The sequence below is a fragment of the Streptomyces sp. T39 genome, from assembly GCF_008042045.1.
Lineage (GTDB): Bacteria > Actinomycetota > Actinomycetes > Streptomycetales > Streptomycetaceae > Streptomyces.
Genome location: NZ_RDBP01000050.1, coordinates 31,110 through 46,943 on the forward strand (window position 1 = coordinate 31,110; position 15,834 = coordinate 46,943).

Here is a 15,834-nt window from a genome sequence, read left to right on the forward strand (position 1 = left end):
AGGCAGTCAGGGCGTTGACAGGAGTGCCGTGCCCCCGGGAGCTGGCGGGGATCAGACCGGTGGGGCGACGAAGCAGCCGCGGTCGGGGTCGTTGAACGACTCCTTGGCGACGAGTTCGTTCATGGGGTTGGCCGTGCCCCACTGGTCGGTGACCTCGGGCTCGGAGAAGTCGTACACATGGGGGTGCCAGGTGTCCTCGTCGAGGTTCTCCAGCTCGGTGGTGTACTCGACTGTGTTGCCGTGCGGGTCGAGGAAGTAGGTGAACGTGTTGTCGCCCGCCATGTGGCGGCCCGGGCCCCAGACCTTGCGGAAGCCGGCCCGGATGACGCGGCCGGATCCGCGCATGTACTCGTCGATGCCGCGCATCTCGAAGCTGATGTGGTGCAGGGCGGTGTGGGGCCCCTTGGCGAGTGCCATGGAGTGGTGCTGGCTGCTGATCCGCATGAAGTGCATGACGTCACCCATATGGGGCGAGCTGAGACTGTCGGAGAGCCGGAATCCGAGGTGCTGCTCGTACCAGAGCCGGGTGCGCTCCAGGTCGGGGGAGTTGAGCACCACATGGGAGAGCTTGACGGGGATGGCCTCCTTCTCCTCGATCCTGCGGTGGCGGCGCACCTCGACGTCGGCGGAGACCTCGATGGTGCGGCCGTCGATGTCGAAGAACCGGAAGCCGTAGCCGCCGCCGGGCGTGTCCACCTTCGCGGGCCGGCTGAGCAGCGTGACGCCGCCGGCCAGGAGGCGTTCGGCGAGGGTGTCCACGTCCCCGGCCGTGGCGGCTCCGTAGGAGACGAGGTCGAGACGCTTCTCCTCGGCCTTGCGGAGCCGGACGACGTACTGCTCGGGGCTGCCTTCGGCGGCGAGGAACGAGATGCCCGAGTCCTCGGCCACCTTCGTCAGGCCCCAGACGCCGGCGTAGAAGTCGAGTTGCTTGTCGTAGTCCGGCACGGCCAGGTCGACGTGCCGCAGGTGGGTGAGCAGGCGTGGGCTCATGGGGGTTCCTCCTCGTTGAGGTGTCAGGTCAGGCGCAGCAGGGCCGCGGCGTTGGCGCCGCGCACGGCGTGGAACTGGTCCGCGGGAAGGCGGGCCGCGCGCAGCGCGGCGACGGGGTCCTCACTCCCCATGTCGAACGGGAAGTCGGAGCCCAGCAGGACCCGTTCGGCGCCCGCGACGCGGACCAGTTCCCGCAGCACATGAGGGTCGTGGACGAGGGAGTCGAACCAGATCCGGCGCAGATAGCTGCTCGGCAGGTGGGCACYCGCCGACCCGGCGTCGGACCGGGCGGACCAGGCGTGGTCGGACCGGCCGATGTAGGTGGGGAGATAGCCCCCGCCGTGCGCTGCGACGATCTTCAGTTCGGGGTACCGGTCCAGGACGCCGGAGAAGACGAGATGGGAGAGGGCGACCGCGTTCTCGACCGGCTGGCCCACGGTGTTGGACAGGTACCACCGGTCCAGCCGCTCGTCGAGCGTGCAGCCGAAGGGGTGCAGGAAGACGACGGCGCCCGTCTGCTCGGCGCGTGCCCACAGCGGTTCGTACGCGGGGTCGGACAGTTCTCTGCCGGGAGCGTGGCTGGAGATCTCGACGCCGAGCAGGCCCAGGCCCAGGGCGTGGTCCAGGGCCTGAACACACATGTCGGGATGCTGCAGCGGCACCAGCCCGAGACCGCGCAGACGGGCGGGCGCTGCCGCGCAGTGCGCGGCCGTCGCGGCGTTGGCCGCCTCGTAGATCTTGGTGGCCGTCGGCCGGTCGGCCCAGTAGTGGTAGTGCGAGGGGGAGGGGGAGACGAGCTGTACGTCGACGCCCTGCGCGTCCATGGCGGCGATGCGGGCGCTGACGTCGGTGAGGCGTCCGATGCGCGCGGCGATCATGGGTCCGTTCACCGCGAGTGCCGCGGCACCGTTGCGGCGGGCGTCGAGCGCGCGGGCCTCGGCCAGGGCAGGGGCGTCGGCGACCAAGGTCTCGACGTCCGGCAGGAGCAGGTGGGCGTGGACGTCGACGGTCGGCCCGGGGCGGGCGTCGTCAAGGTTTGGCTGCTGGTGGTCGGTCACGGCAGTTCCTTCAGCATGTGCATGGTCCGGCCCATGAGGCCGGGGACGTCGGCGTCGCGGACGCCGTCGAGCTGCCACCGGCCGATCTGGACGGAGGCGTCGACGACGGCCCGCACCCGGGGGATGCGGCGGTCGTAGTAGTTCTGGAGCACCTCGTCGTCCCACACCTCGGATGCGAGCAGGAGCTCGGCGAGGACGAGGGCGTCCTCGAGGGACATGGCGGCGCCCTGCGCGATGGTGGGCGGGCAGCAGTGCGCCGCGTCGCCGACGAGGACGACCTTTCCGCGGTGCCATGAGCCTTCGACCAGCATCCGGTCGAACCAGGTGTAGTTGATGACCGAGGAGTCGGTGATGGAGGCCGTGATCTCCGGCCATGCGCCCCCGTAGCCGGACGTGAGACGGCGCATCTCGTCGGCGTACGTCTCCGGGGCGATCGACGCGCGGTCGCGGTTCTTCTCGACGACGTAGGCATACAGGGTGTCTTCGGAGGTGGGGCAGTAGCCGGCGATGAACGCGGGCCCTCCATAGGCGAGGTCGGTGCGGGTGACGGCCGCCGGCCGCGGTGCGGCGACCCTCCAGATCGCCATGCCCGTCGGCTCGGGCTTGTCGGTGATGCCGATGGCCGCGCGGGTGGCCGAGTTCAGCCCGTCGGCGGCGACGACGAGGTCGTAGCGGCCCCGGCTGCCGTCGCTGAAGCGGACGTCGACTCCCTCGCCGTCCTGGTCCAGGCTGTCCGCGGTGATCCCGAGACGGACCGTCGTGCCGCCGGCACGGACGGCGTCGATGAGGATCTGCTGCAGCCGCGGGCGCTGCATCCCCACGGTGGCCGGGAGGTCGTCACCGCCGGCGCGCAGGTCGGGGGCGACGTGCAGGATCGTGCCGTCGACGGCGGCGATGCCGACCTCGCCGAATCCGAAGCCCGACTCCTCGACCTGGGGCCACACGCCGAGCTCCCGCAGGACCCGCAGCGCGTTGCCGCCGAGGGTGATGCCGGACCCGGCGGTGGCGTTCCCGTCGGAGCGGGCTTCGATCAGGTCCACCTGCACGCCGGCGCGGCGCAGCAGGATGGCGGTGGCGTTGCCGGCGGCGCCTCCGCCGATGACGAGGACGGAACGGGCAGCAGGTGCAGTGGTCATGTCGGGGGTCCTCCCGCGAGGGCCGCGCGGCTCGGCGTCGGCGTTGACGTGATGCGGATGTGCGGCGGTGCCGCGGAGGTGAAGCCGTGGGGCCCGCAGCTGTCCCTGTGCGTGCCCCCGGGGGCGTGTTACTTGACTGCCACGGGGTTGACCGGAGAGCCGACCGCCCCGGTGACGGGGAGGGGGGCGGCGGTCAGCCAGAACTCGTACACGCCGTCGGCGGCGCAGTCCTCGGCGAGAGCGTCGAGGTCCCACATCTCGCCGATCAGCAGGCCGATGTGGGGGATGGCCACCTGGTGCAGCGGCTGGAAGGCGTGCTCGAACTCGTTCGGCCGGACCTCGAAGCCCCAGGTGTCCGTCGCGATCGCGGCGATCTCGGTGCCGTGGAGCCAGCCGGCCGTCGTGAACGAGAGGCCGGGGGCCGGCCCTCCGGCGTACTCGCCCCAGCCGTCGCGGCGGGCCCGGGCGAGCTGTCCGGTGCGTACGGTCACGATGTCGCCGCGCCCGACGTGGACGCCGTGGGCGTCGGCCGTGGCACGCAGATGTTCCTCGGTGATCGCGAAGCCGTCGGGCAGTTCGCCGTCCTCGCCCAGGTGCCGGCCGACGTCGAGGAGCACACCGCGTCCGGCGACGTCCGCGGCCATGTGCTCGATGCCGGTGACCTGGTCGCCGGCCGAGGTCACGACGTCGGCGGCGTTCCTGCCGTTCCACGCCTTGCCGTGGTCGAAGATGTGCCCGAGGCCGTCCCACTGGGTGGAGCACTGCAGCGGCATGGCGATGACGTCGTCCGCGCCGCCGAGGCCGTGCGGGAAGCCCTGGATGCCGAGGGCCGCTTCCACGCCCGTGTCGAGCATGGTGTGCACCGGATTCGTACGGCGCCGCCAGCCTTTCTGCGGGCCGTTCATGTCGAACGACTGGGAGAGCGAGAAGCTCGCACCGCGCCTGATCAGGCCGGCGCTTTCCCGGCGCTTCGCCGCATCGAGGAAGTTGAGGGTGCCGAGCACGTCCTGCTCGCCCCAGCGGCCCCAGTTCGAGTAGGCCCCCGCCGCTTTCGCGATCTCGGCCTCGGGCGCGTTGCGATCGAGGCTCATGACGTCTCCGCCACACATCGGGTGCGCTGGACGCCGAGTCCCGTGATGGATCCCTCCATCACGTCGCCGTCCTGCAGCAGCCTGCCCCAGTGCATGCCGTTTCCTGCCGGGCTGCCGGTCAGCACGAGGTCACCGGGCAGCAGACGGGCGTACTGCGAGGCGTAGGACACCATGCGGGCGACGGAGAAGATCATGTCCTCGGTCGACTCGTCCTGCATCACCTCGCCGTTGAGCTTGAGCGTCACCTGCAGATCGCCCGGGTCGGCCACCGAGAGCGCGGGGACGATCCACGGTCCGAGCGGCGTGAACCCGGGGGCGTTCTTCGAGGCCAGCCAGTCGGTGCCGATCTGCGGCATGTCCCGCCGGAAGACGGTCGCCCGGTCGGTGAGGTCGTTGGCGATCGTGTAGCCGGCGATGTGTTCGAGGGCCTGCTCCACCGTCACGCGGTAGGCGGGCCGGGAGACGACGGCCGCCAGCTCCAGCTCCCAGTCGGGCTGCTCGACCGAGTACGGCAGGGTCACGTCGTCGTACGGGCCGGTGATCGCGCTCGGCAGGCCGAGGAAGACGTAGGGCAGGTCGTCGGCAGCGCGCTGGTCCATCAGGGCCGCGGCTTCTGCCCGGGCCTCCTCCGGGGACAGCGGGTCGTCCAGCGCACGGTGGGCGACGTGGAGGTCGATCACATGCTGGCGGTAGTTCGCGCCCGACTGGAAGACCTGGCGCGGCTCGACCGGTGCGTGGACGGTGAACTGCTCCAGTTCGCGCCAGGGTTGGGAGCTGTCCGCGGCGAGGGCCTGGAGGCGCGGCAGGGTGTCGTCCCACGTCTCCAGCAGCGACCTGACCGTCGCGGTGGGATCGGCGAGGGCGGGACGCAGGTCCAGCGCGGTGCCCCGGGGGAGGACCAGCGCGGGAAACTCCTGCCCGGCGTGCGCGGAGAGCGTGGCCAGGGCGAAGGGGCCTGCGAAGAGCGGAGAGAGTGCGGCGGGTTTCACGGACGTGTCCTCCTGATTGCGTTACGACTAATCTGGACGCGACCGCCGAATCAGGGAAATCGATTGTACGGATAGGGATCATCGATGGTGTTTATGATTGGTGGTCGACGGGCCGGAGCCGCCGCATGAACCTCGCAAGTCTCGACCTCAACCTCGTCGTCGCACTGCGCGCCCTGCTGGAGGAGCGCAACGTCACCCGCGCCGGCCAGCGCGTAGGACTCAGCCAGCCGGCCATGAGCGCTTCACTGGCCCGCCTGCGCCGCCACTTCGACGACGACCTGCTCGCCCGCGTCGGCGGCCACTACGAGCTCACCGCCCTCGGCCAGGTCCTCCTCGACCGCACGGCGACCGCGTGCGACCTGCTGGAGCGACTGTTCACCAGCCAGGCCGACTTCGATCCCGCCACCGAGGCACGCGAGTTCACCCTCATCGCCTCCGACTACGCCGTGGCCGTCTTCGGCGCGGCGCTCGCCCGCACCGTCCACGCGGAAGCCCCTGGGATCACCCTGCGCTTCGTCCGGACCCCGATCACCATCATCGACGACACCGCCACCCTCCTGAGCACGACCGACGGCCTGCTCATGCCCCACGGCGTCGTCACCGGCATGCCGTACAGCGACCTCTACACCGACGAGTGGGTCTTCCTGGTCGCCGAGGACAACGCCGACGTGGGCGACACCCTCACACGGGATGACCTCGCCCGCCTGCCCTGGGTCGCCTACCAGCGGACCTACGACGCGCCCGCCGTCCGCCAGCTCGCCATGCTCGGCATCGAGCCGCGCGTCGAAGTGTCCGCCGACAGCTTCCAGAGCCTGCCCTTCCTCGTCGAAGGGACCGGGCGCATCGCCCTTCTCCAGCGGCGCCTCGCCCTCCTGCTCAGCGGCTCGGCCGCCGTCCGCCTCCTCGACCCGCCCTATGACGCCGTGCCCCTGCGCCAAGCCCTGTGGTGGCACCCGGTCCACGCCCACGATGCCGCCCACACCTGGCTGCGCGAGACCGCCGTACGCGTCGCAGCCGCCATGAGGGACACCCCCGCCAACGGCTGACACCGCTCCGCCGGACACTGCGTCCCGCTGCAGGCTGCCGCGGGCGGGTATTCACCCCGCCGATGCCCCGGCATCACACCGTTCGATGGAACGACCCCTTCCATCGTGTCGTGCCCATGGCGCAGGGTTTCCCCGGGCATCCCGTCCGGCCGTCCCCACGCCGGGCGACGGTGGCCCTGCGGCCGCAGGGCCGCCCCCGTCCCCACCGCGTCCGGAGCCGCCGCGCCGCGGCGCCGCACGCCCCCCGCCGACCGCCTCACGAGCACGCCTCATCTCCCCGCAGCCATTGCTCGGGGGCGGCCGTGAGCAGCCGATGCACGATTCACGACTGGAGCCGCCATGAATCGCCGCACGTTCCTGTCCGCCGCAGCCGCCACCGCGCTTGTCATGGGCCCGGCCGCCGCCCTGGCACGCGCCCGCACCACGGAATCCGAAGCCGCCTCGCGCGTCGACGAGATCCTCGCCCGGATGACCGCAGCCCAGAAGGAGGCGCTCATCCGGTGCGACTTCGCCTCCCTGGCCTCACTGGGCATCCCCGCGCTCACCATGGTCGACGCACCTGCGGGCCTGCGCGGCGAAACGGGTGTCACCGCCTTCCCCGTGCCCCTCGCGCAGGCCGCCACGTTCGACCCGGACCTCGCCGCCCGACTGGGCGCGGCCATCGCCACCGAGGCACGGGCCAAGGGTTTCAACAACGCCCTCGGCCCGACCGCGGACATCCACCGCACCTGGCACTTCGGCCGCCAGGCCGAGACCCTCGGCGAGGACCCCCTCCTCGCCGGCGTCATCGCGACCCGCATCGCCCAGGAGATGCCCAAGCGGTACGTCCTGCCGACGGTGAAGCACTTCGCCGCCTACACCCAGGAGACCGACCGCTTCTTCGGCGACGTCCGGGTCTCCGAACGCGCCCTGCGCGAGATCTACGAGGAGCCCTTCCGGCGCATCCTCGCCGCCGCGCCCGACATCTCCGTGATGATGGCCTACCCGAAGATCAACGGAACCTTCGCCACCCAGAGCCCGGCGCTGTTCGACGACGTCAAGAACACCCTCGGGCTCAAGGGGTACACCGTGCCCGACTTCTGGGCGGGCGACGACCAGGTAGCCGCGGCCAAGGCGGGCATGGACCTCGCCGGCCTCGGCCCGGGAGCCGTCAAGGTCGCCGCAGGCGACCTGACCGCCGCCGTCCCGGCCTCGCGTCTCGACGACGCCGCACGCCGCATCCTCACCAGCATGGTCACCGCAGGGCTCCTCGACCACCCCGTTCCGGCACCCGCCCAGAACGTCAGCACCCCCGCACACCAGAGCCTCGCCCACGACGCGGCGGTCAACTCCACGGTGCTGCTGGCCAACCGCGGCGGCGCGCTCCCCCTCCCCGCGGGCCTGACCTCGCTCGCGGTGATCGGCCCCGCGGGCGGCGACGCCCTCACAGGCGTTTCCGGCTCCGCCTACGTCGACCCCGGCACTTGGCAGAATCCGCTGGCCGCACTCCGCAGCCGCGCCGGCACCGGGACCGGCGTCACCCACGCCCAGGGAACACTCGGCGACGTCCCCCTGCCCGTGGTCCCGACGAGCGCGCTCAGCCACAGCAACTCCCCGGGACTGAGCGCCTCCTACTACGCGGGGGCCCAGCCGACGGGAACACCCGTCGCCACGGGAACCAGCACCACCCTGGACTTCACCAGCCCGCCCGCGACCGCGCTGCCCGATGTCTGGTCCGGTGTGTGGACCGGCCGCATCACACCGACCAGCACCGGGCTGCACCGCTTCTCCCTGCTCATCGCCGGTACGGCGAAGCTCGTCGTCGGCGGCACGACCGTGATCTCCGGCACGCGGCGCATGCGGCGCTTCTTCCTCGGCCCCTACGACTACCCGCTCCAGGGCACCATCGCGCTCACCGCCGGGCAGCCGGTCGACATCCGCGTCGAGTACACCAACAGCACCGCGGACACCGGCACCTGCGGGCTCACCCTCGGATGGCAGCCGCAGTCCCTCATCCCGGCCGCGGTCACCGCCGCCCGCGCGGCCGACGCCGCCGTCGTCCTCGTCAACCGCATGGCGGGCGAGGAGATGGACCATCCGGGCTTCGGCCTGCCCGGCGACCAGAACCAGTTGATCAGCGCCGTCGCCGCCGTCAACCCCCGCACCATCGTCGTGCTCAACACGGACGGCCCCGTCGACATGCCCTGGCTGCCGGACGTCGAAGCCGTCGTCCAGGCCTGGTACGGCGGCCGCGGCATGGGCACCGCGCTGGCCGCCGTCCTCTTCGGCGACACCGACCCCGCCGGCCGCCTCCCCGTCACCTTCCCCGCCGACACCTCCCAGGGGCCGGGCACCACCCCTGCCACCTATCCGGGAACCGGAGCCCGCGTGGAGTACGCGGAGGGCACAGCCATCGGCTACCGCTTCTTCGACGCCAAGAACCAGACCCCGCGCTTCCCGTTCGGCCACGGCCTGTCGTACACGACCTTCGCCCTGGGCGGACTCGAAGCCTCCTACAGCGCATCCACCCGCAACGTCACCGCATCCCTCACCGTCACCAACAGCGGCCCCCGCCGCGGCACCGAAGTCGTGCAGCTCTACGCCGCGCTGCCTGCCGCGGCCGGCAGCGACCCCCGCCGGCTCGTCGCCTTCGGCAAGGTCACGCTCGACAAGGGCGCCTCCACCCGCCTCACCTTCACCATCCCCGCCCGTGACCTCGCCGTCTGGTCGTCGGGCACCTTCACCACCACGCCCGGCCAGTACGTGCTGCACGCCGGTCGGTCTTCCCGCGACCTCGCCGTCCAGCGCGCCTTCACGATCTGATCCCCGGGCTCGGGACACCGCCGCGGTGTCCCGAGCCCGTCCGGCACTCCCATTGACCCCTGCGAACACTCCGCCTATGGTCGTCCGTGCATCAATCATTGGTGTACTGACGATTTCGGATGTGTCGCCTCCATCCCACCCGCACCCGGTCTCCGAGGAGATCCCATGCCCGTACCCACCCCCGCACACCAGCTGGCCGTCATCGGCGGCGGCATCGGCGGACTGGCCGCAGCGCTCGCTGCCGCCCGCGCCGGGCGCACCGTGACGCTCTTCGAACGAGCCGCCGAGTTCGGCGAGATCGGCGCCGGACTCCAGCTCGCCCCCAACGCCTCCCACGCCCTCGACACACTCGGCGTGCTCCCCGCCGTCAGGCACTCCGCCGTCGCCCCGCACCGCCTCGCCATGATGGACGCCCTCACCGGCAACGAGGTCGTGACACTCGACCTCCGCGGCGACGCCTACCGGGACCGCTTCACCCACCCCTACCTCGTCACCCACCGCACCGACCTGCACAGCGCGCTCCTCGACGCCTGCACCGGCCACGGTCTGATCACCCTGCGCACCGGCCACACCGTCACCGACGCCCGCCAGGACACCGACGGCGTCACCCTCACCTTCGACGAAGACGAGCACGCCCCCTTCACCGCCGACGCCGTCATCGCCGCCGACGGCCTCCACTCCCGCCTGCGCCGGTCTCTCGTCGGCGACGGCGACCCGGTCTGCTCCCGCTACGTCGCCTACCGCGGCACCATCCCCACCGCCCGCATGACCGGCTCCATGTCGAAGCTCGCGGCCACCTCCGCCGTCATGGTCTGGGCCGGACCCCGCATGCACCTGGTCCAGTACCCCCTGCGCAGAGGCGAGCTCTACAACCAGGTCGCCGTCTTCGAGAGCGACCACTACACCCCCGACTCCGACGACTGGGGAACCGAGGCCGAGCTCGAAGAACGCTTCGCCGGCGCCTGCTCCACCATGCGCGACGCCCTCCCGCTCGTCGCCCGCGACCGCCGCTGGCCGCTCTTCGACAGGGCCCCCCTCACCACCTGGACCTACGGGCGCATCACCCTTCTCGGCGACTCCGCGCACCCCATGCTCCAGTACCTCGCCCAAGGCGCCTGCCAGGCGCTGGAAGACGCCGTCGTCCTCGGCCACGCCCTGGCCCACCACGACGACGCCGCCACCGCCTTCACCGTGTACGAACAGGCCCGCCGCGGCCGCGCCGCCGCCATTCAGACCAACGCCCGCTCCTTCGGCGACATCTGCCACCTCGAAGGCATGGGCGCCACCCTGCGCAACCTCCACCTCGGCGGACGCGACCCCCACGACTTCGACGACATCGCCTGGGTGTGGACGCCCACACCGGCGCCCGCGGCCGAGGCCCTGGGCGCTTCCGCCTGACTGCCCGGAAGACCACTCCGACCGAGGAAGGAACCGCATCATGACCGACGACCCCGCCTACAAGGCCCTCGAAGACCTCGGCGCCGCACCCCTGTGGCGCTTCTACGGCAACCTGTTCCCCGCCGAGCCCCGCAGCAGAGCCGTGCCGTACGTCTGGAACTGGCGGCAACTGCGGCCGCACCTGATGCACTTCTCCACAACGCTCTCCCTGGACGAGGCGGAACGCCGGGTGCTCATGCTGGTCAACCCGGCCCTGACCGACCCGCCCGCCACCGTGAACACCCTCTACGCGGGCCTGCAGATCATCCTCCCCGGCGAAACCGCCCAGGCCCACCGGCACACGTCCAACGCCTTCCGCTTCATCCTCGAAGGCACCGGCGCCTACACCACCGTCAACGGCGAGCCCGTCCACATGAGCCCCGGAGACCTGCTCCTCACCCCCGGATGGCACTGGCACGACCACACCCACCAGGGCGACGCGCCCATGATCTGGCTCGACGCCCTCGACTACCCCCTGGTCAACGCCCTGGAGGCCGGCTTCTACGAGAAGTACCCCGACCGGCTCCAGCCGCTGACCCGCCCCGCCGACGCGGGCAGCCGCCAGTTCCTCCACGGACGCCTCACCCCCACCTGGATCACCCCCGAAGGCCTCAACTCCCCGGTCACCCGCTACACCTGGACCGAGACCGCCCGCGCCTTCGACGCCATAGCCGACACCGCGGACGGCAGCGCGGTCGACGGCATCGTGCTCGAATACACCAACCCCTGGACCGGCGGGCCCGTCATGCCGACCATCGGCTGCCGCGTCCAGCGCCTGCGGCCCGGCTTCGACGGCGCCGGCCACCGCCACACCGCCTCGACCATCTTCAGCGTCGTCCGCGGCGAAGGAGCCACAGTCGTCGACGGCGTCCGCCTCGACTGGGCCGAACACGACACCTTCGCCGTCCCGGGCTGGTCCACCTACCGCCACATCAACACCTCGGCCTCCAACGACGCCGTCCTCTTCAGCTACAGCGACGAGCCCGTCATGCGCTCCCTCGGCCTCTACCGCGCCGAAGACGCCGACGCCTGACCAGCCCCCGCCGAACCACACGGAGACACCCATGCGCCTTGCCCTCTTCGACGCCGGCCGACTCGGCGCCGTCCTCGGCGACGACATCGCCGACCTCACCGACCAGCTCGGCACCGCCACCGCGCACAGCCCTGCCGGAGCCCTCCACCACTACATCGAGCAGCTCGCCGAGCGGGGAGCACCGCTCGACCTCGACACCGCGCCCCGCACCCCCCTCGCCGACGTCACCCTGCGCGCCCCGCTGCCCCGGCCCGGAAAGATCATCGGCGCGCCGGTCAACTACCTCGACCACAAGGCGGAAATGGAATACGCCACCTCCATCGCCGAACTCGGGGTGTTCCTGAAGGCCAACTCCTCCGTCATCGGCCCCGGCGAGCCGATCCGCCTGCCCTACAGCGACAAGCGCACGGACCAGGAAGGCGAACTCGGCGTCGTGATCGGCCGCACCGCTTCCCACGTCTCCGCCGGGAACGCCCTCGACCACGTCTTCGGCTACACCTGCCTCCTGGACATCACCGTGCGCTCCGACGAGGACCGCTCCACCCGCAAGTCCTTCGACACGTTCACCCCGATCGGCCCCTGGGTGGTCACGGCCGACGAGGTGCCCGACCCCGACGCGCTCGACCTGCGGTGCGATGTCAACGGCAGCACCCGCCAGAAGGTCAACACCCGCGACCTCATCTTCGGCGTCCCCGAACTCGTCGCCTACATCAGCTCCGTGATGACCCTGCACCCGGGCGACGTCATCGCCACCGGCACCCCCGCCGGCGTCGGCTCCCTCCAGCACGACGACACCGTCGTCGTCGACATCGAAGCCATCGGCCGTCTGGAGGTCACCGTCGACGCCACCCGCGCCACGCCGTACGACCAGCGCCCGGGGCGCAGAGCTCCGCACTCCGGCGCCCAGCGCTGACGCGTCCGCACCGGACAGCCGCCCCGCTCGTAGACTCGCCGGAACGGCGTGCCCGGCGGGGCGGCACCACATCAGGGAAGAAGCACACCATGACCCAGGCCCTCGACCTGGAGGAGTACGTCGGTCACCTCATCCGTCGGGCGGAGCAGCGCCACACGGCCCTGTGGTCCACCCAGGTGTCCCGTGATGTGACCTCGCAGCAGTTCGCCGTGCTCAACGCCCTCGCGGCCGGCCCGGACATCGACCAGCGCACGCTCGCCGCCGCCACCTCGCTCGACCGCTCCACGGTGAACATCATCGTCCGGAGGCTGACCGAGCAGGGGCACGTCCGTCAGAACCGGGACACGGACGACCGCCGGCGCACGCTGCTCCGGCTCACCGCGGACGGCGTCCGCCTGCTGGAGACGCTCATCCCTCGCGCGCAGCACATCAACACGGAGCTCCTCCAGGCACTTCCCACTGCGGAACGGGACACCGCCCTGCGCCTGCTGAAGCTGCTCGCCGGCGCCTGAACATCCCGAGCACCGAGCACGGAGGGCCGAACAGGGTTGTTCGGCCCTCCTCGGCGTCGGTGCCTACTGAGGCCGCGTGCGGTACGCCCGGTCCAGAGCGGCCGCCGCCTGCTCCGGGGTGGCGCTGCCGTCGAACAGGGCCTTCACCTGGGCGAAGTGCTGCTGCTGCACACCGGGATGGGGCCACAGCTGATCCATGAACGGGACCGTCGTGCCGCCTCGCTGCCGCTCGGTGAGCTCGGCCAGCGCGGGGCTCGCCTCGAACTCGTCGTTCGGGATCGCGGGCAGTGTCGCGCCGCCCCGGTTGTACAGATTCTGTCCCTCGGCCGACCCGAGGAAGTCGGCGAACACCAGCGCGTCGTCCAGCCTGCCGCTGTGCGCGTTGACGCCGTACGCGGCGGACACCGCTCCCGGCATACGTGTGCGCTCGGCGTCGTTCCCCGCCGGGAGGGCGAAGAAGCCGAACTGCGCTTCGGGCGACGCGGACTGCAGCTCGGCGAGGCTGCTCGCGACCTGCACCACCCCCACGGCCCGGCCCCCGGAGACCATCTGCAGCGTCTTCTCGTAGGTCGTCTCCAGCGGAAGGTCGTTGAAGCAGCCCTGCTCGTTCATCTCCAGATACTTCGAGAAGGCCTCGGTCCACCCTGAGCCGGCGAACGACGCGTCGGCGTCGCGCATCTTCTCGTCGAAGTCGGGCGTCGACGCGTAGACCGTCGTCGCGGCCAGGGCGTAGCTGATCAGCTGCGTCACCCACGGGGTCTTGTTGCCCAGGGCCAGGAGCACGGTGCCGTTCTCCCGGGCCGTCCGGCACAGCTTCAGCAGGTCCTTCCACTCCTTCGGCTCCTCCGCGCCCAGCGCTGCCAGCGCCCGCTTGCTGTAGATCACGCCGATGCCGCTGTAGTTGACCGGGACGACATAGGCATGCCGGTCGACCTCGGTCACCGGGCGGGCGCCCTCGGGTACCTGCGAGGCGAACTCCCGGGCGCTGAGGTCCCACAGGTGCCCGTCGGCTTCGAGGGCCTGCACGGAAGCCGGGTTCCCGTTGCCGGGCCAGACCGTGAAGACATCCGGCCCCTCGCCACCGGCCAGCTGCTTGCCGAGACTGCGCTGCTGGGTGTCGGTGTCGGCGTAGGTGACGTCGACCTCGATGTCGGGATGGCTCTTGCGGAACGCCGACACCACCGCGTCCATGGACGATCGGTCGGTCACGTTCGCGGTGACGCGCAGCGGCGCGGAGGAACCGCCGGAACCGCTGCCGCAGGAGGCGAGCGGGGTGATCAGCAGTGTGGCGACGGCAGCAGTGGCCACACGTCGTCTTGCGGGGGATGACACAGGAGCTCCCGGATGCGTGCTGACGGGCCCGGCACGGATCAGGTCCGGGCCCGCGGAAGGTCTTCGACGGTGAACGGCTGAGGCCGCCGGCTCACCCGAGGCGTGCCGGCGGCAGTGGGCCGTGTGATCAGGCGGTCGAGCCGGCGGTCGCGGTGAGCGCCGCCTTCCTCGTACGCGCGGTGAGAAGGGCGAGCAGCAGGCCCGCGGCGGCGAACACGGCTCCGACCACGACGTACAGCGCATGCGGGGTCCAGCCGGCGTCGAGCAGGGCACCGGCGATCGTGGGCGCGGCGATGGCGCCGATCCTGCCGACGCTGATGGCGGCGCCGACACCCGTCGCCCGCAGATCGGGTCCGTAGATCGTGGGAGTGAGCGCGTACAGGCCGGCGATGCATCCGTTGACAAGCACACCGATCACCGCGCCGATGGTGAAGGCGAGGACGAGGCTGTCGGTCGACGCGGCGAACAGCACCAACAGCACGGCGGAGCCGAACAGGTAGCCCCGCAGCACGGTCCGCAGCGCCATTCTGGCGGCGAGGACGCCGAGGAGCGCGGTGCCGAAGATGCCGCCCAGGTTCAGCAGGGTGCCGCCGGTCAGTCCCTGGGAGGCGGACAGGCCCGCTTCGACCAGCAGCGTGGGAGTCCAGCTGGTGACGACGTAGAACGCGGCCATCACCAGGAAGAAGGCTCCCCAGACGACCAGGGTGGGGCGGCGCAGCTCCGGGGACAGGAGTTTGCCGTAGCCCGCGGCGATCCTCGGCCGGGCGGCTTGCGAGTCGGGGAGCGCATCGACTCCGGGAAGGCCCATGCGGCGTGCCAGGCGGTTGACCCGCTCCAGGGCGTCGGACGGCCGGCGGGTGGTCAGGAAGTCGAGGGACTCGGGAAGGAACAGCGCCGTCAGAGGCACGGCGACCACCGTGGCCAGACCGCCGAAGAGGAACACCCACCGCCAGCCGAAGTGGTCGATGACCAGGACGGACGTGAGTCCGCCGATCGTCGCTCCCAGGGCGTAGCCGGTCGAGTTCAGGCTGACTGCCAGGCCGCGCCAGCGGCGGGAGGCGAACTCTCCGGCGATGACATTGCTCGCCGCGAGAACGGCGCCGATACCGACGCCCGTGACGACGCGCAGTGCGCCCAGCTGCACGGCGTTCTGGCTCGCGGCGGAGAGCAGCATGCCGACCGCGGCGACGGACAGGCCGCCGAGGATCACCGGCTTGCGGCCGATCCGGTCTGCCCACGGTGCGACGAAGAGCGCACCGACGGCCATGCCGACCAGACCGGCACTCAGCAGCAGCCCCAGCTCGCCCGCTGACAGGTCCCATTCCCCGGAGACGCTCTTGCCGGTGAACGCCATGACGAGGACATCGAATCCGTCCAGCGTGTTCAGCAGCACGCAGACACCGATGGCCGTCCACTGGAAGCGGCTCATGGGGCCGTCGTCGAGCGCCTCGCGCAGGGACGCGCTCACCGCTCGCTCCTGTGCCTGAGGGGGAAT

General features: G+C 71.4%; 13 protein-coding genes. 6 read left to right on the forward strand and 7 right to left on the reverse strand.

The annotated features are described in order from the left end of the window. Nucleotides 1-51 precede the first annotated feature (51 nt). The 5 genes from EAO77_RS30525 to EAO77_RS30545 form a co-directional block, all read right to left on the reverse strand. Nucleotides 52-990 (reverse strand): VOC family protein, encoded by a 939-nt coding sequence (locus EAO77_RS30525; RefSeq protein ID WP_147991571.1) that lies wholly within the window; start codon nucleotides 988-990, stop codon nucleotides 52-54. 23 nt (nucleotides 991-1,013) lie between these two features. Then, nucleotides 1,014-2,048 (reverse strand): amidohydrolase family protein, encoded by a 1,035-nt coding sequence (locus tag EAO77_RS30530; protein ID WP_147991572.1) that lies wholly within the window; start codon nucleotides 2,046-2,048, stop codon nucleotides 1,014-1,016. Then, a complete protein-coding gene (locus EAO77_RS30535; RefSeq protein WP_147991573.1) occupies nucleotides 2,045-3,184 on the reverse strand; it encodes an FAD-dependent monooxygenase in 1,140 nt (379 codons plus the stop codon). Before EAO77_RS30535 ends, EAO77_RS30530 begins: the two co-directional genes overlap by 4 nt. A 128-nt stretch (nucleotides 3,185-3,312) precedes the next feature. After that, nucleotides 3,313-4,275 (reverse strand): cyclase family protein, encoded by a 963-nt coding sequence (locus EAO77_RS30540; protein WP_147991574.1) that lies wholly within the window; start codon nucleotides 4,273-4,275, stop codon nucleotides 3,313-3,315. After that, the gene (locus tag EAO77_RS30545; RefSeq protein WP_147991575.1) at nucleotides 4,272-5,264 is read right to left on the reverse strand and encodes a fumarylacetoacetate hydrolase family protein; all 993 of its coding nucleotides are present in this window, start codon (nucleotides 5,262-5,264) and stop codon (nucleotides 4,272-4,274) included. The genes EAO77_RS30540 and EAO77_RS30545 overlap by 4 nt, the downstream gene beginning before the upstream one ends. A 125-nt stretch (nucleotides 5,265-5,389) precedes the next feature. Between EAO77_RS30545 and EAO77_RS30550 the strand changes: the two genes are divergently transcribed. From EAO77_RS30550 to EAO77_RS30575, 6 genes are all read left to right on the forward strand, one after another. Next, nucleotides 5,390-6,310 (forward strand): LysR family transcriptional regulator, encoded by a 921-nt coding sequence (locus tag EAO77_RS30550; protein WP_147991576.1) that lies wholly within the window; start codon nucleotides 5,390-5,392, stop codon nucleotides 6,308-6,310. A 339-nt stretch (nucleotides 6,311-6,649) separates the two neighbouring features. Then, complete coding sequence (locus EAO77_RS30555) at nucleotides 6,650-9,112, forward strand: glycoside hydrolase family 3 protein (RefSeq protein ID WP_147991577.1); 2,463 nt, start codon at nucleotides 6,650-6,652, stop codon at nucleotides 9,110-9,112. A gap of 165 nt (nucleotides 9,113-9,277) precedes the next feature. After that, entirely contained in the window at nucleotides 9,278-10,510 is a 1,233-nt protein-coding gene (locus EAO77_RS30560) for an FAD-dependent monooxygenase (RefSeq protein WP_147991578.1), read from the forward strand. Nucleotides 10,511-10,550: 40 nt separating this feature from the next. Continuing rightward, nucleotides 10,551-11,582 carry a cupin domain-containing protein gene (locus EAO77_RS30565; RefSeq protein WP_147991579.1) on the forward strand — a complete coding sequence of 344 codons (1,032 nt, stop codon included), beginning with the start codon at nucleotides 10,551-10,553 and terminating at the stop codon, nucleotides 11,580-11,582. Between the two features lie 31 nt (nucleotides 11,583-11,613). Continuing rightward, complete coding sequence (locus EAO77_RS30570) at nucleotides 11,614-12,495, forward strand: fumarylacetoacetate hydrolase family protein (protein WP_147991580.1); 882 nt, start codon at nucleotides 11,614-11,616, stop codon at nucleotides 12,493-12,495. Nucleotides 12,496-12,584: 89 nt separating this feature from the next. Beyond that, nucleotides 12,585-13,007 (forward strand): MarR family winged helix-turn-helix transcriptional regulator, encoded by a 423-nt coding sequence (locus EAO77_RS30575; RefSeq protein WP_147991581.1) that lies wholly within the window; start codon nucleotides 12,585-12,587, stop codon nucleotides 13,005-13,007. Between the two features lie 63 nt (nucleotides 13,008-13,070). Here the strand turns inward: EAO77_RS30575 and EAO77_RS30580 are convergent, their stop codons facing one another. Both EAO77_RS30580 and EAO77_RS30585 read right to left on the reverse strand, forming a co-directional pair. Further along, nucleotides 13,071-14,315 (reverse strand): extracellular solute-binding protein, encoded by a 1,245-nt coding sequence (locus EAO77_RS30580; protein ID WP_222723712.1) that lies wholly within the window; start codon nucleotides 14,313-14,315, stop codon nucleotides 13,071-13,073. A 151-nt stretch (nucleotides 14,316-14,466) separates the two neighbouring features. Further along, entirely contained in the window at nucleotides 14,467-15,807 is a 1,341-nt protein-coding gene (locus EAO77_RS30585; protein ID WP_147991583.1) for an MFS transporter, read from the reverse strand. Nucleotides 15,808-15,834: the final 27 nt, after the last annotated feature.

Coding starts and splice junctions, on each gene's coding strand:
- EAO77_RS30525 (WP_147991571.1), bottom strand. CDS start 990: ATGAGCCCACGCCTGCTCACCCACCTGCGGCACGTCGACCTGGCCGTG.
- EAO77_RS30535 (WP_147991573.1), bottom strand. CDS start 3,184: ATGACCACTGCACCTGCTGCCCGTTCCGTCCTCGTCATCGGCGGAGGC.
- EAO77_RS30540 (WP_147991574.1), bottom strand. CDS start 4,275: ATGAGCCTCGATCGCAACGCGCCCGAGGCCGAGATCGCGAAAGCGGCG.
- EAO77_RS30550 (WP_147991576.1), top strand. CDS start 5,390: ATGAACCTCGCAAGTCTCGACCTCAACCTCGTCGTCGCACTGCGCGCC.
- EAO77_RS30555 (WP_147991577.1), top strand. CDS start 6,650: ATGAATCGCCGCACGTTCCTGTCCGCCGCAGCCGCCACCGCGCTTGTC.
- EAO77_RS30560 (WP_147991578.1), top strand. CDS start 9,278: ATGCCCGTACCCACCCCCGCACACCAGCTGGCCGTCATCGGCGGCGGC.
- EAO77_RS30565 (WP_147991579.1), top strand. CDS start 10,551: ATGACCGACGACCCCGCCTACAAGGCCCTCGAAGACCTCGGCGCCGCA.
- EAO77_RS30570 (WP_147991580.1), top strand. CDS start 11,614: ATGCGCCTTGCCCTCTTCGACGCCGGCCGACTCGGCGCCGTCCTCGGC.
- EAO77_RS30575 (WP_147991581.1), top strand. CDS start 12,585: ATGACCCAGGCCCTCGACCTGGAGGAGTACGTCGGTCACCTCATCCGT.